Annotated in this window: 15 protein-coding genes; 10 read left to right on the forward strand and 5 right to left on the reverse strand. The window is 62.8% G+C overall.

The window, feature by feature from the left end; translation table 11 throughout:
- Nucleotides 1-36: 36 nt before the first annotated feature.
- Nucleotides 37-1,608, reverse strand: coding sequence for an acetolactate synthase large subunit (locus EKO19_RS28900; protein WP_129780855.1), 1,572 nt, complete (start codon nucleotides 1,606-1,608; stop codon nucleotides 37-39).
- 12 nt (nucleotides 1,609-1,620) lie between these two features.
- Nucleotides 1,621-2,496, reverse strand: coding sequence for an alpha/beta fold hydrolase (locus tag EKO19_RS28905; protein ID WP_157995482.1), 876 nt, complete (start codon nucleotides 2,494-2,496; stop codon nucleotides 1,621-1,623).
- Nucleotides 2,497-2,570: 74 nt separating this feature from the next.
- On the opposite strand from EKO19_RS28905, the gene EKO19_RS28910 reads away from it, so the two are divergent.
- The 10 genes from EKO19_RS28910 to EKO19_RS28955 all read left to right on the forward strand — a co-directional run bounded on the left by EKO19_RS28910 (nucleotide 2,571) and on the right by EKO19_RS28955 (nucleotide 17,920).
- A complete protein-coding gene (locus EKO19_RS28910) occupies nucleotides 2,571-3,725 on the forward strand; it encodes a pyridoxal phosphate-dependent aminotransferase (RefSeq protein WP_217705673.1) in 1,155 nt (384 codons plus the stop codon).
- Between the two features lie 89 nt (nucleotides 3,726-3,814).
- Complete coding sequence (locus tag EKO19_RS28915) at nucleotides 3,815-6,028, forward strand: TonB-dependent receptor (protein ID WP_129780857.1); 2,214 nt, start codon at nucleotides 3,815-3,817, stop codon at nucleotides 6,026-6,028.
- Between the two features lie 2 nt (nucleotides 6,029-6,030).
- Nucleotides 6,031-7,788, forward strand: a complete 1,758-nt coding sequence (locus EKO19_RS28920; protein WP_217705674.1) for a CocE/NonD family hydrolase — start codon at nucleotides 6,031-6,033, stop codon at nucleotides 7,786-7,788.
- The gene (locus EKO19_RS28925) at nucleotides 7,785-9,113 is read left to right on the forward strand and encodes an MFS transporter (protein ID WP_129780858.1); all 1,329 of its coding nucleotides are present in this window, start codon (nucleotides 7,785-7,787) and stop codon (nucleotides 9,111-9,113) included. Before EKO19_RS28920 ends, EKO19_RS28925 begins: the two co-directional genes overlap by 4 nt.
- Entirely contained in the window at nucleotides 9,103-10,107 is a 1,005-nt protein-coding gene (locus tag EKO19_RS28930) for a dipeptidase (protein WP_129780859.1), read from the forward strand. Before EKO19_RS28925 ends, EKO19_RS28930 begins: the two co-directional genes overlap by 11 nt.
- A 256-nt stretch (nucleotides 10,108-10,363) precedes the next feature.
- Nucleotides 10,364-10,978 carry a TetR/AcrR family transcriptional regulator gene (locus EKO19_RS28935; RefSeq protein ID WP_129780860.1) on the forward strand — a complete coding sequence of 205 codons (615 nt, stop codon included), beginning with the start codon at nucleotides 10,364-10,366 and terminating at the stop codon, nucleotides 10,976-10,978.
- A 96-nt stretch (nucleotides 10,979-11,074) separates the two neighbouring features.
- Nucleotides 11,075-14,128, forward strand: coding sequence for a TonB-dependent receptor domain-containing protein (locus tag EKO19_RS28940; protein WP_129780861.1), 3,054 nt, complete (start codon nucleotides 11,075-11,077; stop codon nucleotides 14,126-14,128).
- Nucleotides 14,128-16,038: a DUF3604 domain-containing protein gene (locus EKO19_RS28945; RefSeq protein ID WP_129780862.1), complete on the forward strand. Its 1,911-nt coding sequence runs from the start codon at nucleotides 14,128-14,130 to the stop codon at nucleotides 16,036-16,038. Before EKO19_RS28940 ends, EKO19_RS28945 begins: the two co-directional genes overlap by 1 nt.
- Complete coding sequence (locus EKO19_RS28950; RefSeq protein WP_157995483.1) at nucleotides 16,028-16,912, forward strand: peptidyl-prolyl cis-trans isomerase; 885 nt, start codon at nucleotides 16,028-16,030, stop codon at nucleotides 16,910-16,912. Before EKO19_RS28945 ends, EKO19_RS28950 begins: the two co-directional genes overlap by 11 nt.
- A 3-nt stretch (nucleotides 16,913-16,915) precedes the next feature.
- On the forward strand, nucleotides 16,916-17,920 hold the full coding sequence (locus EKO19_RS28955) for a HupE/UreJ family protein (RefSeq protein ID WP_129780864.1): 1,005 nt from the start codon (nucleotides 16,916-16,918) through the stop codon (nucleotides 17,918-17,920).
- A gap of 252 nt (nucleotides 17,921-18,172) precedes the next feature.
- On the opposite strand, the gene EKO19_RS28960 is transcribed toward EKO19_RS28955, so the two are convergent.
- The 3 genes from EKO19_RS28960 to EKO19_RS28970 are packed head-to-tail and all read right to left on the reverse strand — an operon-like array spanning nucleotide 18,173 to nucleotide 21,328.
- The gene (locus EKO19_RS28960; protein ID WP_129780865.1) at nucleotides 18,173-19,117 is read right to left on the reverse strand and encodes a cupin domain-containing protein; all 945 of its coding nucleotides are present in this window, start codon (nucleotides 19,115-19,117) and stop codon (nucleotides 18,173-18,175) included.
- A 17-nt stretch (nucleotides 19,118-19,134) separates the two neighbouring features.
- Nucleotides 19,135-19,419, reverse strand: a complete 285-nt coding sequence (locus EKO19_RS28965; protein WP_129780866.1) for a hypothetical protein — start codon at nucleotides 19,417-19,419, stop codon at nucleotides 19,135-19,137.
- A gap of 13 nt (nucleotides 19,420-19,432) precedes the next feature.
- Nucleotides 19,433-21,328, reverse strand: a complete 1,896-nt coding sequence (locus tag EKO19_RS28970; protein ID WP_217705676.1) for a pyrroloquinoline quinone-dependent dehydrogenase — start codon at nucleotides 21,326-21,328, stop codon at nucleotides 19,433-19,435.
- Nucleotides 21,329-21,420 lie beyond the last annotated feature (92 nt).

The following is a 21,420-nucleotide window of genomic DNA, read 5'->3' on the forward strand; positions in this document are numbered from 1 at the left end:
GCAATTGGATTAAATCGGCAGGATGCCGCCGGCCGGCTAGGCAAGCACGGCCTCGATCAAACAGGGGCCGGGTTCGGCGCTGGCCCGTCGAAAACAGTTCTCGAATTCTTCCGCGGTCTGGCAACGCGTGGCGGGCACGCCCATGCCTCTGGACAAAGACACCCAATCCAGGTCGGGCGGGGTCAGATTCAACAGCGTCGCCGCCGACGCGTGCGGCGAGCCGGCGCCGGTGCGAGTGAATTCCTGATGCAATATTTTGTAGGAACGATTGGCGAAGACGATCGTGACCACGTCGAGCGATTCACGCGCCATGGTCCAGAGACCTTGCAGCGTATACATCGCCGCGCCGTCGCCACTGAGACAGACAACCTTGGAGGCGGGCTTGGCCACGGCGGCGCCGATCGCCAGAGGAATGGCGATGCCGATCGAGCCGCCGGTCAAGGCGAGTACTTCGTGAGGTCGGGCTGTGCTGCTCGCGGCGGTGACGCCATCGCGTGAAGTGACGGAATCGTCGCAAACGATGGCGTTTTCGGGCAGGTGTCTCGCGATCGATACGCCAACGCTGAGCGGCGTCAACTTGCCGCTCGGCGCCTCGGGCAGATGCAATTCCTGCGTCGGTCCTCGCAGCGGCGCTTCGAGGGCATCGGCGAGATCCGCCAATGCATGCACGGCATCTTCGGTGCGAGAGGCGAGTGATATATCCCGGCAGCCTTCGGGGACGAAGGAGGAGGGCTGGCCTGGATACGCAAAGAAGGCGACGGGTGAGTCGGTTCCCGCAAGAATCATTACATCGACGCCGGCGAGCTCCGCTTTCACTCCTTCGGCGCGATACGGCAGGCGCGCGGGGGCGAAGTGCCCGGCGCCGCGAGGTTGACGGGCGATGAAGGTGTCGACGAACACGCGAACGCCCAGAGCTTCGAGCCTGGCCGCTTGCCGCAGACCGGCGTCGAGAGCGGCTTGATGACCCAGCAGCAGCACAGGTTTGGCTGCCGCGCGAACGGCTCTGGCGATTGCCTCGATACGTTGGCTATCGACGCGCGCCCGTTCGGGCGCCGTAACTTTCGGCGGCGGCTCGGCTCGCAGTCCGCTCCAGGCTGTATCGGCGGGCAGTATCAGACTGACCGGCCCGTTCGGCGGCGTGAGGCTGGCGCGAATCGCTTCGACCGTGATTGCGGCCATCTCGCTGGCGCTTTCGGCTGAACGACACCACACCGAGTTGGGTCGCGCCAACGACATGATGTCGGAATTCAGTGGTGCGTCGTACGCCCGATGATAGGTGGCGTGATCGCCGATGATATTGACGATGGGGGTGTAGGCCCGGCGCGCGTTGTGAAGATTGGCGGCGCCGTTGGCATAGCCGGGGCCGAGGTGCAGGAGCGTGCACGCCGGCCAGTCCGCCATTCGACCGTAACCGTCGGCGGCGCCAGTGGCGACGCCTTCGAACAGACAAAGGATGGGGCGCAACGAGGGGCAGTGGTCGAGCGCGGCGACGAAATGCATTTCGCTGGTGCCTGGATTGGCAAAACAGGCGCGCACATTGTTGGCGGTGAGTGTGTCGACCAGCGTCGTCGCGCCAGTCGAGCTGAGAGCATCGGTCGTGGTTGTCATGGTCGCGAGTGATCAGGCCTGAGCACGAAGAAAGGCGAGGATTTCAGCGCCGATGAGGTCCGGCTGTTCGGCGTGCAGAAAGTGACCGACGCCGTCGATCACCCGACGTTGCAGGCTTCCGGTGAAGAATGGCGCCATCGCTGCGCCGAGGTCGGCGCCGATGCAGCCGTCATTCCGGCCGTGCAGATAGAGCGTGGGAACGGTGATGGGCTGTTTGAGTCTGGCGGCGATTTCACCCGGCGGAGCGGGGCCGGCGCCAAGGGCCTGACGATAGTAGGCCAGAATTTCTGGCAGCACGCCCGGCACCGCCAGGCGTTGCTTCAGCTCCTGCATCTGCGCGGCGGGCAGTTCGAAGCCGGGTGACCATTCTCGCCAGAGCCGCGCGATGAACGCGAAATCCTCGTGCGCCACTGCCGCTTCGGCGAACGGCAGTTGCAGAAAGAACCAATACCAGGAGCGCCGCTGCTGATCGCCGTCGAACAGCATCGCGCGACCGAAGGCGGGGCCGTATGGCACGGCCAATGTCACCAGATGTTTGATTCTTTCCGGTGCCAACGCCGCGGCTGTGTACGCCGCCGCTGCGCCCCAATCATGGCCGATGATCGCCGCGTGCTCGTAACCAAGCGCCGATATGAGTTCGAGTGCATCGGATGCGGTCGCCCACTCGCGATAATTTCCATCGGGCGCCTTGGCGGCCGGGGTATATCCACGCAGCGCTGGCGCGACGGCGCGAAAACCATTCGCCGCAAGTTTGCTCATGAGTGGAGTCCAGGTGCGGGGCTGATCGGGAAAGCCGTGCAGGCACACGACCAGCGGGCCTTCGCCTTGCGTGAGGATCTCGATCTCCATGCCGTGGAGTTGCACGGCATCCCGCATCGGTTCTGGCATCTCGAGGGCTCCCAGTTGCATAATTGGATATAATCTACAATAGTCTATCCGTTTGAACAGTGCGAGCCAATTCTATGAGCGAGCTGATGGTCGATGCCGGGATCGCGCCCTTCCACGCCAAGGAGCTGAGCTTGCTGGCTCGCCGTCTGGCCGAGGAGGGACGCTCGGTTCTGCACATGGAATTCGGTCAGCCGTCGGCCGGCGCGCCTCGAGGAGCGCGACAGGCCGCGCAAGCCGCGATCGATACCGATCCTATGGGCTACTGGGAGAGTCCTTCGTTGCGACAGGGACTATCGCGTCACTATCGCGACGAATACGGGCTGAACATTTCCTCGGACAGATTCGTCGTCACCGCCGGCGCATCGCCCGCGCTCGTGCTGGCGTTGCTCTCGCATCTGAAGCCCGGTGCGCGCGTCGCCATTTCGCGGCCGAGCTACGCTGCATATAGAAACACACTGCGCGCGTTGCGCCTCACTCCTGTCGAGATCGCATGCGGAGCAGAGGTTCGTTATCAATGGACGGCGGAGGCCATCGCCCGTATCGACCCGGCGCCGGCAGCGATCATCATCGCCAGCCCCGCCAACCCGACCGGGACCATTCTATCTCCCGAGCAACTGCGCGCGATTGCTGGCGTGTGTCGGGAGCGGGAAATCCTGATGATTTCCGATGAAATCTATCATGGTCTGAGCTACGGTCCGCGCACTCACTCGATTCTGGAGTTCGAGCCGGACGCGCTCGTCATCAATAGTTTCTCCAAATATTTCGCCATGCCTGGCTGGCGCCTGGGCTGGCTCGTTGCGCCGGAGTCGCGGGTTCAGCGCATTCGTGACTACGTGAGTTGCCTGTTCCTGACGCCGCCCTCCGTCAGTCAACACGCGGCCATCGCGGCGTTGAATTGCAGAGCCGAGCTCGACGCCAACCTCGAGACGTACCGGCGCAATCGCGCGATGTTGATCGAAGCCATGCCGCGCCTGGGCTTGCAAACCATCGCGCCTCCCGATGGTGCGTTCTATATCTATGCGGATGTGGGGCATCTGACCGCCGACAGCCTGTCGTTCTGTCGCGAGCTGCTCGAGCAGACCGGCGTCGCCCTCGGACCTGGCATCGATTTCGATCCCGTCGAGGGGCATCGCTTCGTGCGATTTTGTTTCGCCATTTCAGCGGCGCAGACCGAGGAGGCGATCGCGCGACTGGTGCCCTGGTTTACGCAGTATCGGCGACGCCTCTGATGTGACGTCACCGGGTTGCGTTGTTGAAATTGGATAAAATATCTGTAGTATCGATTTCGTCGGCGAACAAAATGACCAGGGGTTGATCGATGAAGCTGCACGCGCCTGTCGTGGCCACACTGCTTGGCTTGAGTTTGCACAGTCCGAGCGGTCAGGCGCAGGACACGAATCAAACCGGCGGCGGTCTGGAAGAAGTCATCGTCACCGCCACCAAACGTTCCGAATCCATTCAAGATGTCCCCGTCAGCATCCGCGCGCTGGGCGAGCAGGAGCTGCGGCGCATGGGCGCCGATTCGCTGGAGGATTACGCCGGTGTCACTCCCGGACTGCAATTGACCGGTACTCGCAACAACAGTCAGATCATCGTGCGCGGCGTGACCACCGGTCCCGTCAATCACGATCAGACCGAGATCAAGGAAACGGTCGGCGTGTATCTGGATGAAACACCGATCGCCGTACAACGCTACAGCCCGAACCTGAAGCTGTTCGATCTGGAGCGCATCGAAGTTCTGCGTGGCCCGCAGGGCACGCTCTATGGTGCCGGCTCGATGGCGGGTGCGATCCGCATGATCACTCGCAAGCCTCAGCTCGACCGCGTCGCCGGCGAAGTCCGCGGCATGATGTCCAGCACCGAGCATGGCAGTGCCAGCAATTCGTTCGATGCAATGTTGAACGTGCCACTGATCGACGACGTGCTGGCCATGCGCGCCGTGGGTTTCTATCGCGACGTCGGTGGCTTCATCGACAACGTTGCAACTGGAGATGACGACGCTAATTCCGAGCTCAGCCGCGGCGGTCGCGTGGCGACGCGGTGGACGCCCAACGAAACTCTCACCGTCGACAGCCTGGTGTTCTTTCAACAGTCGGATTTCCGCGCGATCTCGCAATATGCCGCCGAGGCGGGCGAGCTGAAAACCTACGTCGCCGAGAACGAGCCGGTCCACGATCGCAATCTGATCGTGTCGCTCAGCGCCACTCAGCAGCTCGATCCGTTGGAGGTGACCGCGGTGGGCTCCTACCGCCGCAAGAAGCTGCAATATTTCTCCGAGAACGGCACCTTCACCAACTTCATCACCGGCTTCCGTGACGGCCTGGGTGGCACGTTCGACAATCGCTCCAATCAGCGCGATTACAGCTTCGAGCTGCGGGCGGCGTCCAAGTCCGACTCCTGGTTGCAATGGACCGTCGGTGCTTTCTACGAGGATCGCACCAACTTCTATTCGCAGGACTACACGGTGGCCGGCGTCGACGCGGTGGCCGGTATCGACAGTCGCGATTTCGATGCCAACATCGATCAGCTGTATTTCAGCAATATCGATGTGAAGGAGAACCAGGTCGCGCTGTTCGGCGAAGTGGTGTTCCCGCTGACCGATGCGTTGAAGCTCACCGCCGGCGGCCGCTACTTCCGGGCCGAACAGCAGGCGGATATCACTTTTCTCGGCGTGTTCGCCTATCCCAACATCGGCGTCGGTCGCTTCAAGAACGACGAGGACGGTTTCAATCCGCGCGTGAACCTTTCCTACGCCATCGATCGGGATCGCATGGTGTATGTGCAAGCCGCGCGCGGCTTCCGTCTCGGCGGCACCAACGAACCGATTCCGCAACCGGCATGTACGGCGGATTTGCAGAGTCGCGGTCTGTCGAACGCGCCGGACAGCTTCGACTCCGACCATCTATGGAATTTTGAAGTCGGCACCAAGACGGATTGGCTCGACCGGCGCCTCACTGTCAACGTCGCGGCGTACAAGATCGATTGGAAAAAGCCCCAGGTCACCGATCAGCTCGGCTGCGGCTTCAATGTCTTCGTCAACGCCGGCGGCCTGGATATCTACGGTGCGGAAGTAGAGACGATCGTGCGTCCCACCGATTACCTCACGGTGCGTGGCGGTGCTGGATACACCGATAGCACGTTGAACGAGGACCTGGTGTTTGTCGGCGGCCGCGAAGGCGATCGCGCGCCCTATGTTCCGAAGTGGACCTACAGCGCATCGCTCGACTACACCCGGCCGCTCGGTCAAAGCTTCGAGGGCTTCGCCTTTCTGAGCTATCAGCACACCGGTGCGCGCGACACGCGTTTCAACCCGTCCGTTGCCGCGTCCCGGCATCTGGACAGCTACGGTCTGCTCAACGCCCGCATCGGCATCAACGCCGCCAACTGGTCGGTGGAACTGTTCGGTGAGAACCTGACGGACGAGCTCGGCGAAATCGACAAGCGTTACAACCCGTATCCGTTGACTCCAGCCACCTACGTGACGGTGGTTACGCCGCGGACCGTGGGGTTGGAAGTCACATATCGGTATTGAGCATGCCGAACCTGAAATGGTGGATGCTCGTGTTCATCGCGGCAACGATGGCGCAGGCCGTCGTTGCCGAGGTGACGCCGAACGAGCCGGGTCACGACGTCGAGTACGAGCTCAACGTGCGCGTTCCGATGCGCGATGGAACATCGTTATCGGCGGATATCTTTCGTCCCAAGGCGGACGGTAGATTTCCGGTGCTGTTGACGCGCACGCCTTATACGAAGAACAAAGGAAGCGCGAACTCCTATGCCAGGCAGGGACGCTACTGGGCCTCGCGCGGCTATGTATTCATGGTTCAGGACGTGCGTGGCCGAGGCGATTCCGACGGACGTTTCTACCCGTTGATCAACGAGGCGACGGACGGTTTCGACAGCCAGCAGTGGGCGGGGGCGCAGCCCTGGTCGAGCGGCAAGGTTGGCACTTTGGGCGGCTCGTATCTCGGCTGGACACAGGTTTACGCGGCCCCGCTGCGCAGCCCGCACCTGGCTGCGATGGTCCCGACGGTGACGCCGCCCGATCCGAACCGAAATTTTCCGACGGCCTCTGGCGTGTACATGCCCGCCGCATTGTTGTGGCTCGCAGGCCTCGATGGACGGATCAATCAGGATCTGGACGGTCCCGATATCAACGCTGCGTTGAGTAGCAGTCCGCTGGTGACGATGGACCGGCGAATCGGCCGCGATTTGCAGGTGTGGCGCGACTGGGTGGCGCATCCCGCCAACGACGAGTATTGGCAGCGTCAGTCCTATCAGGATCGGTTGCTCGACGTCGATACACCCATGCTGCACGTGAGCGGCTGGTACGACGATGTCCTGGTCGGTACCACTGAAAATTTCATCAACATGACGACTCGCGCCCGCACGCCTCAGGCCAAGGCGCGCCAGCGCATGCTGATCGGTCCTTGGGGGCATGCCGTGAATGCCGGACAAAAACTCGGCGCCATCGATTTCGGACCGCAGGCCGTGATCGATTTCGATGGGCTGCAGGCGCGCTGGTTCGATCGCTGGCTGAAGCAGATCGACAACGGCGTCGATCGTGAGGCGCCGGTGCGCGTGTTCGTCATGGGCCGCAACCAATGGGTCGATGAAAACGAGTGGCCGATCGCTCGCACTCGATACACCAGGTACTACCTCCGCAGCGGCGGCAACGCGAACGGACGCGAGGGTGACGGTGTGCTCAGCACTCGTGCGCCCGGCAGCGAAAAGCCCGATCGATTCCAGGCCGATCCCGCCAATCCAGTGCCGTATCTGACCGCGCTCAACTGGCATCAAGTCGGCGGTCCCGACGATTTCAGCGAGATCGAGTTGCGACGGGATCTGCTGGTTTACACCGGGCCGGTGGTCGACGAACCTGTGCGGATCTGTGGCCCATTGCGAGTCAAATTGTTTGCAGCTTCCTCGGCGCGCGACACCGACTGGACCGCCAAGATTCTGGATGTGCATCCGAGCGGATTCGCGCAGCGTCTGAATGACGGCGTCGTGCGTGCCCGATTTCGCAATGGACCGGATCAGGAACGGCTGCTCACCCCTGGCAAGGTGGAGGAGTATGAGATCGATGCCTGGTCCACCTGCGTCGAGTTGCAGAAGGGGCATCGCTTGCGACTGGAGATCGCATCGAGCGCCTTCGGCAAGTTCGATGTGAATCCAAACACCGGTGGCCCGATAGGCACCGAAACACAACGGGCGATCGCGCAGCAGACGGTTTATCACGACCGACTGCGGGCTTCCTACTTGCTGCTACCGGTAGTGTCGCCTCGTCCATGAACGTCCAATCGACGGCGGTGCCGCTCGGTAACGATACGGCGACTTATCCATCGGCCGCGCGCGGCTGGTGGATGGTCGCCGTTTTCTGTCTGGCCGCGTTCGTTTCATACACCGACCGGCTCATTCTCAGCGCGCTGTTCGATCCGTTGCGCGCCGACCTGGGCATCTCAGACGCGCAGGTCAGTCTGCTGCAGGGAGCTGCTTTCGTAGTGATCTACGTGTTGGCCGGATTGCCGCTGGGTCGGCTGGCGGATCGTGGCCGTCGCCGCAGTCTGCTGCTGTTCGGCGCCATCACCTGGTGTCTCGGCACCGCGTATTGTGGAATGGCGCCGGACTTCTGGAGTCTGTTCGTCGGCCGCTTGATCGTAGGTATCGGTGAAGCGGCGCTGGCGCCCGCTGGCGTCTCGATGCTTGCCGACAGCATTCCGCCGGAGCGTCGCGGCACTGCCATCGGCATTTTCATGATGGGCACGGTAGTGGGCGGCCCGGCCGCTGTCGCCATCGGCGGGATATTGCTTGGCGCGGCGGAGACGGGAGCGCTGAGCTCATTGCCGTTGATTGGCGAGGCGGCGCCGTGGCGTATCGTGCTGGTCGTCGTCGGCATTTGCGGCTTGATCGTTCCGCTATTGTTTCTGACGCTGCGCGAACCGGCGCGTACTGGAACGACGGGGCACGACATGCCGCTGTCGCAAGTCGTGAGCCGCTTCGTACGCGACTGGCGATTGTTCGTGCCGCTCTATCTGGGGATGGCGTTGTTGTCGGTGGGTGACTATGGATTGTTCTCGTGGGTGCCAGCCTCGCTCTCGCGCCGTTTTGCCTGGTCATCGGAGCAGATCGGTACGCTGATGGGCGCGATCACGGCGGTGGCGGGCGTGACTGGATCGCTTGCCGCCGGTGCGCTGTCCGATGCCGCTGCACGACGTGGCGGCACTCGCGCACGTCTGGGCCTGGTTGCAGCGGGCGCTCTCGTTGCGGCATTCGGCGCCTCGCTGGTGGCGGTGAACCATCCTGGATTCGTGCTCGCGGGCCTGGGGCTTTGGACGTTCGCTTCGGCGCTCGGCGGTATCGGCGGCATCGCCGCGCTACAGGAAATCGTGCCCAACGAGCTGCGCGGTGTCAGCATGTCGGTGCTCGCCTTCTGCAATACGTTGCTGGGACTGGGATTCGGCCCGACAGCGGTAGCATTGGTCACCGAGCGAGGATTCGGCGAACCGGCAGCCGTGGGTACCGCGATCAGCGTGGTCGTCGCGCCGGCCGGGTTGATCTCTTGTTTATTATTTGTCGTGTTGAGAAATCGCAGCCCCAGGGGATCGCATGATCGATGAGCTCGACTACACAGCCCGCGCCCGCGACCTGGTCCGTGACACATTCGCCTGGGACAACCATGCGTGCATGCCGTTGCGGCCGAACGACGACACTTTTCTGCAGCAGATCGAGCGTCACCGGAATGCGGGCTTCAGCGCGGTCACGGTGAATGTCGGGTTCGGTGAGAACACGGTCGAAGATCATGTCCGCATGCTGGCTCACTTCATCCAGTGGTTCTCATCGCGACCTGACGCATACGTGCTCGCGAAGTCGACGGACGATCTGCGACGTGCCCGCGAGCAGCGCAAGCTGGCCGTCTGTTTCGATATCGAGGGCATGTGCGCGGTCGCCGATCAGGCCAGCCTGGTGTCGCTGTACTACGAGTTGGGCGTGCGCTGGATGCTGATCGCTTACAACAAGAACAACCCGGCCGGCGGCGGTTGTCAGGATGCCGACAGCGGCTTGACCGAATTCGGACGCAAGGTGATCGACGAGATGACCCGCGTCGGCATGATGGTGTGCTGCTCGCACACCGGATATCGCACGGCGCGGGAAGTGATCGAGTATTCGCCCAACCCGGTGCTCTTCTCTCACAGCAATCCGCGCGCGCTGCACGACCATCCCCGGAACATTCCAGACGACCTGATGAAAGCATGCGCACAGCGCGGCGGCCTCGTTGGCATCAACGGCGTCGGCATCTTTCTGGGCGCCAACGACACGCGCACCGAAACCATCGCGCGGCACATCGACTATGCGGTAAACCTGATCGGCGAGGACCATGTCGGCTTGGGGCTGGATTATGTGTTCGACAGCTCGGAGCTCGACGACTACATGAAAAAGATGGCCGCAACGTTTCCCGCCGGAATGGGGTACGGCGTCGGCATGCGACTGGTCGAGCCCGAGCGGCTGACCGATATCACGGCGCAACTGATGCGGTTGGGATATCGCGACTCGAGCCTGCGCAAGATCCTCGGTGGCAACCTGCTGCGGCTGGCTGAGCAAGTCTGGCGCTGACCCGGTCGGCGCGCTTTTCACTCACACGCGTGAGAGTGAATGTTGACATCGGACCGACTTGATGGCTCACTTCGGGTTGCAGACCGTCGCCGCGTCCGTGGGGGAATGACGCGATGGTCTGTTTCCGACTGCCGAAGAGGGCGGAGCCTGAATCGTGCTGGCACACACAAAAACTCGAGGTGAGCACCCGGTTGCGCCGAAGCGGCGCCCGGCCGGCCGCAAGCGTGTCAGCAAGGCGGAACAGCGGGCGGAAACGATGGAACAGATCCTGGACACGGCGGAGGGGCTGTTCTCCAAGCACGGTCTGTACGGGGTCACGCTGAAGGATGTGGCGCAACGTCTGGGCGTGCACCACACGTTGATGAACTATTACTTCAAGGACAAGAAAAAACTGTTCGACGCCGTGTTTGCCCGCCGCGCCGTCGTCACCAGCACGCGTCGCATGCGGGCCTTGGACGAATACGACCTCGCGACCAACGGCGAGCCGACGGTGGAAGGCGCGCTACATGCGTTTCTGGATACCGACCTCGATCTTTATATCGAAGGCGGCGAGCGCTGGAAGAACTATGGGGCGCTCGGCGCGCAAGTAGCCAACACCCCGGAGTGGGGCGCCGAGCTGATGGACAAACACTTCGATCCCGTGGTGCTGCGTCTGATCGGACTGCTCAAGCGCGCGCTGCCGGATTGTTCCGAAGAAGATATTTTCTGGGGCTATCACTTCGTGACCGGCGCGCTGCTGCTCACGCTCGCGCGCACCGGCCGGATCGACAAGCTGTCGGGCGGCGCGTGCAAATCGGACGATTTCGGCGCGGTGAAACAGCGCATGGCGACGTTCATGGCGGCGGGCTTTCGCGAAGTGTGCGGCAGGTGACCCAACCGACCAATGCCCGCTGATTTTTTCGGTGAGTTACTCACTCACGTGTGAATGAAGATCAAGATAGATCGGACGACCAACAGGGGGATCAGTATGAAACTCGCGTTATACGGGGCTTCGGGCGTTGCATTGCTCATCGGTGTGACCGGCGGCGCAGGGCCGGTCTGGGCACAGTCGGTGCCCGCTCCAGGGACGAATGACGAGGTGGCATTGACCGAAATCATCGTCACCGGTTCGTTCATCCGGGGCACCGCGGTGGACACCGCGTTGCCGGTCGAAGTGTATTCGCAGGAGGACCTCGAGTTGCGCGGCGCGCCGTCCGCGCTGGAATTCGCCAAGAGCCTGACCATCGCCGGGCCGACCACCGGCGAGTCCTATTATTTCGGCGGCCCCACCTTGATCGGCTCGGTCAACTACAACTTGCGCGGGCTGGGCTCCGACAAGACGCTGATCCTGCTCAACGGCCGCCGCATGGACATCAACACGGCGAACATTCCCTCGCTGGCGTTGGCTCGCACGGAAATTCTCAAGGACGGCGCAGCCGTGATCTACGGCGCCGACGCCACCGGCGGCGTGGTGAACTTCATCACTCGCGATCGCTTCGTCGGTCTCGATATGAGCGCGCAATACAAATACATCGATGGCTCCGACGGCGACTATTCCGCCGGCATCCTCGGCGGCGTCGGGGAAGGGCGCGTGAATCTGATCGCATCGGTCGAGTACGAACATCGTTCGCGACTGCGCGCTCTGGAACGGGATTTCACTCGCGACTCGCTCGATCCCACCAAGACCGGATACAACCCCGCGCCGTGGTCGACGCTGACCAACCTGGCAGGATGGGTGCCGCGCGGTACGCTGCCGGCCGTTCCCACTGCCACGATCGACGGCGAATTCGGCGCGCCGGTCGGGGGCATCGTGGCCGATTTCACGCGTCAGTCGTGCGAAGCGGTCGGCGGCAGGTACGACAACAACTTCACTTGCGCTTACAACTACATTCCGTACTACAGCCTGGTCGAGGACAACGACATCTATCGCGGCTATCTGCAACTCAACGCAGAGCTCTCGGAGCGCATGGACTTTCACGCCGATGCTTCCTACGCCCGAGTGACCTCGCCTCAGGTGTTCGCTTCGCCGGCGCAGCCGATGGTGCGAGGCCCGGCGATGGCGACCGGCTCGACGTTTCAGATCTACGTGCCGATCACGAATCCATACGCGGCGGATTTCGCAGCTCGCAACGGTATCGTCGGCGCCTCGGGCTTCACGCCGGTGACCTATCGACTGCTGGGTCACGGTGGCAATTTCGCGTTCGGCGATGGCGAGGGCTACGGTGTGCCCGATCGGATCGACAACGAGATCTGGCGTCTGTCGGCAGGTGTCAACGGAACGTTGGGCGACTGGGCGGGTATCGCGCGCGACGTGGGTTACGACTTTGCGGTGACTTACAACCATTCGGACGCGTACAACACGCACCCGGACACGATCGGCTATCGTCTGCAACAGGCTCTCAACGGTTTCGGCGGCCCCAACTGTCAGGCGGCCGACCTCGATCCGACACGCTTCGGTACGCAGAATCCCGCGGCCGCCGGTCAGAGCGGTTGCATGTGGTGGAATCCGTTCTCCACCTCGTTCGCGGGTCAGCCGGTCCGCAATCTCGCCAATCCAAACTATGCCGCGGGCTCGGAAAATTCACTGGAGCTGACGCGTTGGCTGTTCGATCCTCGCGCCACGCGCACGATCAACGAGAACACCACCGTGGATCTGGTGTTCGACGGCCGTCTGGGCGTGCATCTGCCGGGCGGTGAAGTGGGTTGGGCGGTGGGCGGTCAGTATCGCGACGTGAAGAGTCGCGAAGACATTCCGGATCCGCTGTACAACGGCAGTCTGGCGTGCGAGTGGCCCGCCCAATTCACCAGCGGCAACGGCGTCGGATCGCCCAATCTGCCGGCATCGCCGTTGCCGACCAACGATCCGAACTTCCGCGGCTGTACGCCGGACAGCCCGGGACCGTTCGTGCTGTTCGCGCCCAATCCTCCGGATTCGCTGGGACGCACTCAATACTCGGCGTTCACCGAGCTGCGCATTCCGGTGCTCTCGAACCTGGATTTCCAGGCCGCCGCGCGTCACGAGGAATTCGAAGGCGGGCTCGGCGCCACTGTTTACAAACTCGCCGGCAAATGGAATGTCTGGGGGCCGCTGTCGTTGCGTGGCTCGTACGGCACCAACTATCAGGCGCCGCCATTGGGCGTGGTGCCTGGCCAGGTGACGGTCGCGGCCCGCACCTACACGGCCGCGGCCAGCAACTGGCTGGCCGCGCAATTCATCACCGATCCGAATCTGAAACCGGAAACGGCGACCGCCAGGAACTTCGGCGTGATCTGGCAGAGCGACGGCTTCGCGCCGGGCCATCACTTCCAGGCGATCGTGGATTATTTCGACATCCGCACCAAGGATCAGATCGGTCAGGTGGCCGACCCCAATCAGATCGCGAGCCTGGTGTTCAACGGACCGGGCGGCACGATCACGACCTGCGATCCGGGCGCGCAGCCGCTGCTGAACCGCGTGACCTTCAATGCCGGCTGCACCGTCGGCATGAGCGGCGTCGGTTCGTTCTCGTCGGTGTCCACTCGCTACGGCAACGGTCCGGGTCAGACCACCAACGGCTTCGACTTCCAGAGCATGTACGACATGCCGCTCGCCGCCGGCGATCTGACGCTGAGCCTGAACGCCACCAAGATCACCGAGTTGAAAACCGGCCCCACCGCGCTCGACGGCGTCATCGTCTCGACCGGCGACGACCGGTTGGGCATGCTGAACTTCGCCACCTTCGCGCAGGCGGCGCCGGAATGGCGGGCCAACTTCGCCGCCAATTACCGCTTCGATCGTCACAACATGCGAGTCGGCGTGAACTATGTGTCGGCCGTGAAGGACGAGCGGCCGGGTGTGCAGTATGGCGAGGACGGCGAGGACTGGATCACCGTCGATCTCACTTATCGTTTCGAGTTCAATGACGGTCTGGCGCTCTCGGCCACCGTGGCCAATGCGTTCGACCGCGATCCGCCTCCGGCTCAGGAGGAGTTCGGCTACGACCCGTGGACGGCGAATCCGCTGGGCCGCACCGCCGAGATCGGCCTCAGGATGAGCTTCTGATGCTGGAACGTCGTGCGATGCTGGCTGTCTCGCTGTTGCTCGCTTCATGCATGCAGCCGCGACAGCAGGATTCGCTCGACGCGCAGGCCACGGCGGCGGCTGATGCAACAGCCGCCGTCGCGGCGCCTGTGGCCAATCCATTGCGCGACGTGTATTTCGGCGACCTGCATCTACACACGCGCAATTCATTCGATGCCTACGTCTTCAACGTGCGCGCCAATCCCGATGACGCATACGCCTACGCGAAAGGCCAGACGATCAAGCACGCCATGGGCTTCGATCTGCGCCTCACGCATGCGCCGCTGGATTTTCTCGCAGTCACCGACCACGCCGAATATCTCGGCGTGGTTCAGGCGATCGATACGCCGGGTACGACGTATTCAAAGGTCCCATACGCACGCGATCTGTTCTCGAGCGAGCGCTCCGGCATCCTCGCCGCTTTCGCGCGCTTTGCCGACAGCTTGAGCGGCGGCAAGCGCTTGCCCGAGCTCTCGGACCTGTCCGCGACACGCTCGGCATGGCAGGAAACCCTGCGCAGCGCCGAGCGCAACAACGATCCCGGTAGATTCACGACCTTCATCGGCTACGAATTCACTTCGATGCCGGAGTCGCGCAACCTGCATCGAAATATCATCTTCTCGGGCGCTCGTGCTCCAGCGATGCCTTACTCGGCGCTCGACTCGCAGAATCCGGAGGATCTGTGGCGTTGGATGGAGCAGCGGCGCGGCGAAGGCATGGAAGCGTTGTCGATCCCTCACAACGGCAACGGCTCCGACGGCACCATGTTCGAACGCACCCTGTGGAACGGCCAACCCATCGATCGCGCCTACGCCGAGCTGCGTTCGCGCAACGAGCCGCTGGTCGAAATCACACAGTCCAAAGGGCAGTCCGAGACCCTGCCGCTGCTGTCGCCGAACGATGAGCTCGCCGGATTCGAATTGATGACTTCATACATCGGCGTGAACCGGCCGATCACGAAGTTCGAGGGTGGCTATGTGCGCGACGCTCTGAAGCGGGGCATGGAGCTGGAGGCTCAGCTCGGCGCCAATCCCTACAAGTTGGGCTTCGTCGCGGGCAGCGACAGTCACAACTCGGCCGGCGCTTATGAAGAGGATCATTATTTCTCGAAGGTGGGCGTGCTGGATGGATCGCCCGATCGTCGCGGTGCCGTTCCGCCGGCCGATTACCGGAGCTGGGATGAGTTCTATGCGGCCGGCAAGACCGTGTCGGTCACTTCTACCTGGGGATCTGCGGGGCTGACTGGGATATGGGCGGAGCAGAACACGCGCGAGTCGCTGTTCGCGGCGCTTCGACGGAAGGAAACATTTGCCACCACGGGCCCGCGCATCCGCGTGCGGCTGTTCGCGGGCCATGGGTTGGAGGGAGTCAATCTGGCGACTGAAGCCGGGGTGCGCACCGCCTATGCGAAGGCAGTGCCGATGGGAGGCGATCTGGTCGACGAGCCGGGGCACGAGCCGCAATTCGTCGTGATCGCGATGCGCGACCTCCATTCGGCACCGCTTCAGCGCATCCAGATGGTCAAGGGCTGGCTGGATCCCAATGGGACGGCTCACGAAAAGATCTTCGATGTGGTCTGTTCCGATGGCGGCAAGGTCGATGCCGCGACTCGTCGTTGTCCGGACAACGGCGCGACCGTCGATCCGGGCACATGCGAATTCTCACGCGACAAAGGCGCCGGTCAGCTGCAAAGCGCCTGGAGCGATCCCGAGTTCGAACCGAGTCGGCATGCGTTCTACTACGCGCGCGTGATCGAGAATCCGACCTGTCGCTGGTCCACGTGGGATGCGATCCGTGCCGGAGTGGCACCCAACCCGAAGCTCCCAAGGACGATCCAGGAGCGTGCCTATACATCGCCGATCTGGTTCGTACCGACCAAGCATGCCGAATGATGCAGTCAGCGAACGGGCCGCTCGCGGCGCGAACAACCTGTTCACGCGCGCCATGCGCGAGCCGCTGCTGCAGTTCCTGGGCATCGCCGTCGTCCTGTTCGCGGCCAACCAGTTGATGCATGGTGGCAGCGTTCAGTTCTCGAATGAGCTCATCACTATCTCGCAAGGACGCGTGCAACAGATTGCCGAGAGCTACCGGTTGCTTGCCGGGCGCATGCCGAGCCGGGCCGAGTTGCAGGCGCTGGTGAACGACTTCGCGGACGAGGAGATCGCTTATCGCGAGGCCATCGCCCTGGGGCTCGATGCCGACGACACCATCGTCCGTCGACGCATGCGCCAGAAGCTCGAGTTTCTGGCCGAGGAGGCCGAGGCCAGCGAGGAGCCGACGGATGAGCAACTCGCGGGCTGGCTGGCCGATCATGCCGCGGATTATCGATTGCCGGAACGCATTTCGTTTCGACAGGTCATGGCGAGCGCCGACGTGCGCGGGAAGCGCATGAACGAGGAGGCGGCCGCACTACTGAACCAACTGCGCTCGGGCGCGGACGCGAGCAGGCTGGGCGATCCATCCATGTTGCCAGCGACATTGCCGCCGACGACACAACGTGGCGTAGCCGCGTCATTCGGCGAAACGTTTGCCGACGCACTGTTCGCGCATGCGGGCGAGGGCTGGTTCGGTCCACTCGTCACGCCGCTGGGCGCACATCTCATACTGGTATTGACGCGAGAACCGGCGCGCGCCCCGGAGCTTGCGGACATTCGTGGCAAATTGCGATCGGACTGGATCGAGGCGCGCCGCCGGCAACAGCGCGAGCAGTTCCTCGCTCGACTGCGCCAACGTTATTCGGTGACGGTCGAGTGGCCGGAAATGTAGTGCATGCCATTGCGGACGCTCGTCATTCTTGCGATCCCGTTCGCTGTTCTCGTGATAGCGGGCGCGCCGGCCTCGGCCCATGAAATTCGCCCCGCGTTCCTGCAGATTCGCGAGATCGAGCAGTCGACCTACGATGTGCTGTGGAAGACTCCGGCGCAGGGGGACATGCGCCTGGCACTCGACGCCGTCATGCCGCCACAGTGTCGAGATCTCGGAGCGACGCGCGCGACGCTCGTCGATGCCGCCGCCATCGAGCACCGGCGCATCGTCTGCGAAGGCGGGATCTCCGGCAGGCAGATCGCCTTCGAGAATCTCGCAAGCACGCTGACCGATGTGATCGTGCGCTTCGAGCCGCTCGCAGGCTCACCCAAGACCCTGCGCGTGAATGGCGCCACGCCTTTCATCGAGATTCCCGCGCGGCAGTCCATGGGGGAGCTGGCTGGCGAATATTTCCGTTTCGGCGTCGAGCACATCTGTTTCGGCTTCGATCATTTATTGTTCGTGCTCTGTCTGCTGATGCTCGTCGCCGACCGCAAGCGCCTGCTCTCAGCCATTACCGCCTTCACCGTGGCGCATACGATCACACTCGCAGGCACGACATTCGGCTGGCTGCGTCTGGCGAGCGCTCCGGTGGAGGCTTGCATAGCACTGTCGATCGCCTTCGTGGCGGCCGAAGTCATCAAGACGCGCGCAGGCCGACCCAGCTCGACGCAACTTCGCCCTGAGATTGCAGCGTTCGGGTTCGGCCTGTTACACGGATTCGGCTTCGCCTCGGCGCTGCATGACATCGGCCTGCCCGACGACGCGCTACCGCTCGCGCTGGTTTCGTTCAACCTGGGCGTGGAAGCGGGACAGATCGCATTCGTGGCTGTCGTGCTGGCGCTGACGTGGCTGTGGCGGCGGTACGCGCGGCAATTGCCGGCATCGCTGTACCGGGTGCCGGCTTACATGGCAGGCGTCACTGCGAGCTTTTGGTTCATCGAACGCAGCGTCCGGATAGTGCTTTGACACAGGGAGCGATCCCCCGCACAGGACTCGAACCTATGACCAACCGATCAAGAGTCACACCAAACGATCAGGGAAATCGAGGGTTGGCAGATTTTATTTATGGAGATCGGGCAAGAATAGCCGAGAGATGGCGCAGCGTCGAGCGTCAATTGTATAGAAGCGTTGGGAGACGAAGTTCAAGGCTTCACAGCAGTTGGAGTTTCGCCGGAAGAGGCGGCGGAATCCGCCGCGTTGAATTCTTGCCCACGACGGTCACGGGGATCGATTGCTCTCAGGTGGCTGGAAGTTGTGCATTCCGTCCGGGCGTGGATTGATCGCGAGCCGGGTGGCTGGCCCCGTGCCGCCGAAGCTGGCGCGATGCCAGCGACCTTGAGGCGCGTAAACCACGTCACCCGGTTCGGCGGTGAACAGCGGCAGGCCTTCGATCAGATAATCGATCTTGCCTTCCAGTACCAGCCAGAACTCCGAATAGCCGATGTGAAAATGACCCAGGCTGCTGCTGGGAGGCGTTGGCTGGCCGGGTCCGCGAATGATATTGGCGAAGGTTTTGTCGTCCTTCACGAATGGGCCACCGCGCCCATCGCCGGCAACGATTTGCTTCTGGAAATCCAGATACGGCTGGTTGATGTCGTCGTAAGTGCCGTGCCCGGTGTAAGTCACCTTCATATATTTCCTGCCAGCGAGCGGTGCCGGCGTTTCATCGATCGGATAGAGCGGCACGGCTTGCGCGCCGGTCACTTCGAAGCGCAGCGACGGCTCCGGACCGTCGGTTTCGATGCTATAGGCAAGGCGGTAGGGAACTTGCACCAGGAAGCCGCGAGTTGCGACGAACGGCTCCTGGCCATCGATGGCGACGCGCATGCGGCCGGACTGCACGATCCAGAAAACGCGGTCGTCGGCGAAGAACTGCCGCTTGGTTTTCTCACCGGGCGCCATGCTGATGTAACGAGCGATGAACTCCCGATCGCTGACGATGTCTTCCTGCCAGCTGCGCTGGCCGGAATGTTTGGCGAGCACTTCGGAGAGTTTCCAATGTGGCTTGTTGGGTGCGTTCCAGTCGGCCACGTGCTCCGGCTTTGCCGACCAGGCAACCAGCGGTTGCGGTCGCTGTGGAGCGGCGGGCTGTTGGGCCAGTGCGCCGCTCAGGCACAGGGAGCCTGCTAGCAGGCAGCTCAGCTGTCGGAGGATGCTGTCCACTCGCGATTTCTCCTCGATCAATGCTTCGATGCTGAATAGTTCCGCGACAGATATTCTTCGATGATCTGCATTTCTTCCGGCGTCACTTCCGCGCCGCGAGCCGACATCAGGTCCATGACCTCGGCCCACTGCTCAGGCGTCTTGCGCTTCGAAGTGATCATATAGATATCGTGGCAGCTGACGCAGCTGCGCTGAATCAGCTCGAGTCCCGGTCCAGCCGGCGGCTCGCCCGGCGCCTGCTCGGCTTGCAGCGACACACCGGCGAGCATCGATCCGACAACGGCGAGCCTGAGAACAAACATCGGCGACCTCGACTTACGGCAGCGAGAACGCGGTGACGGTATCGCTCTCGATCGGGCCGCCGACGAACCCACCGGTGTTCACGGCCGCAACGAACTGCTTGCCGCTGCCGCCCCGATAAGTCATCGGTGTTCCGTAGATCGATGCCGTCAGCTTGAAGGTCCACAGTTCGGTGCCGGTGCGTGTGTCGAAGGCGCGGATTCGACTGTCGTCGGTGCCGCCTATGAACGTCAGGCCGCTGGCGGTGAGGATCGGTCCGCCTGCGCTGATGCGGCCGGTCTTTTGCAAGTGTTCCGGCAGGTTGTCGCTGACACCCAAGGTTGAGCGCCACGCAATGTTTCCTGTGTTCACATCCACGGCCACCAGGCTGCCCCACGGCGGTTGCTGACAGGGCAGGCGGGTCTGCTGATCCCAGAAGTACACGTAGCCGTCTTTCAAACCCCACGAACCGTCGGGGCGCTTCGCGAGCTGCTGCGGGCTGGCCAGTTCGTTGACGTTCACGACGAAGTAGCCAAGGCGTGAGTCGAATGCGCCGCCGCCCCAATCGATGCCGCCGAGACTGCCGGGAAAGCTCGCCACGGCGGAGTCGCCGCGCAAGGGTTGAAAGGCGCGGCTCTCGACGATGTTCTTCTCGCGGATCAATTGTTCGCAGGCGGCACGGTGATCCGGTGTGAGGTCGGCGAGATCTGACATCTTGAATTCCATGCGCACGAGCGGAGGCGGAGTAACCGGCATGGGCTGCGTGGGCCACGGGGCTTCGTCTGGAATATCCGTGTCCATGGGCACCGGCACTTCTTTGACGTCGTACAACGGCTTGCCGGTGACACGGTCGAGCAGAAACAGCAGCGCGGTTTTGTTCATGACCGCGATGGCGGGAATGCGCTTGCCGTTTCTCTTCACCTCGACGAGCGTGGCGGCCGGCAGATCGAGATCCCATATGTCGTGATGCACGGTCTGGAAGTGCCAGAGGTATTTGCCCGTGGCCGCCTCGACGGCGACGATGGAGTTGCTGAACAGGTTGGCACCTTTGCGATCACCGCCCCAGCGATCGAAGGTGGGCGCGCCGATGGGCAAGTACACGATGCCGCGCTCCGCATCGAGCACGGGCGAAGTCCATACATTCACGCCTGAACGATTCTTCCAGCTGTCGCCCTCCCAGGTGTCGTGCCCGAACTCTCCAGGGCGAGGTACGGTATGAAACGTCCAGACGAGCTGTCCGGTGCGGGCGTCCCAAGCGCGCACATCGCCGGCCGCTCCCAAGGAGGGAGTTTCCTGCACGCGAGATCCGGTGATCACGAGATTCTTATAAGTCAGGGGCGGCGAACTCATCCCGAATGCGGCGCGCGGCGAGCCGTTCATCACCTCGGGCGTTTTCATATCGAGCAGGCCGGACTGAGCGAACGACGCGATGGGCTGGCCGGTTGCCGCCGACAGTTTGATGAGCTTGCCGCTGCGTGTGCCGAAGAAAATCGCAGGCTCCGCGCCGTCGCCGCCCGGCCAGTATTCGACGCCACGCATCGATGCCTGATCGTGGTTGGGCACCTCGTAGACCCACAGCTCGCGACCGTTCTCTGGATCCAACGCGACGACACGTCCGTACGGAGTCGACAGGAACATTCGGCCGTCCGCGACCACCGGCGTCGCCTCCGAAGGAATGAAGCGGCTGCGGCGCGTCGGTGTTTCATCGCCACCATCGCTCGAGGGCGGCTGCGGCGTGGTGCTCGGCGGCTTCATCTGGTAGGTCCAGGCGATCTGCAATTTCGAAACATTCGCCGGCGTGATCTGATCCAGAGGGGAGAAGCGCGAGCCACCGGCATCGCGGTGATAGGTCGGCCAATCGATCGAGACGGGCGGGCTGGTACAGGCGGTTACCAAGGCGCTGAGCACGGCGATGACGAGACTTCGCTTCATTATGACTTCCGCGTTGTCGTCCCTTACCAGGTCCGATATCATATACGATATGAAAGCCACGGCAATGAGCGTCTGCCAGTTCGCCTGGCCGA

It is taken from the genome of Peristeroidobacter soli (genome assembly GCF_004138485.1).
Classification (GTDB): domain Bacteria; phylum Pseudomonadota; class Gammaproteobacteria; order Steroidobacterales; family Steroidobacteraceae; genus Steroidobacter; species Steroidobacter soli.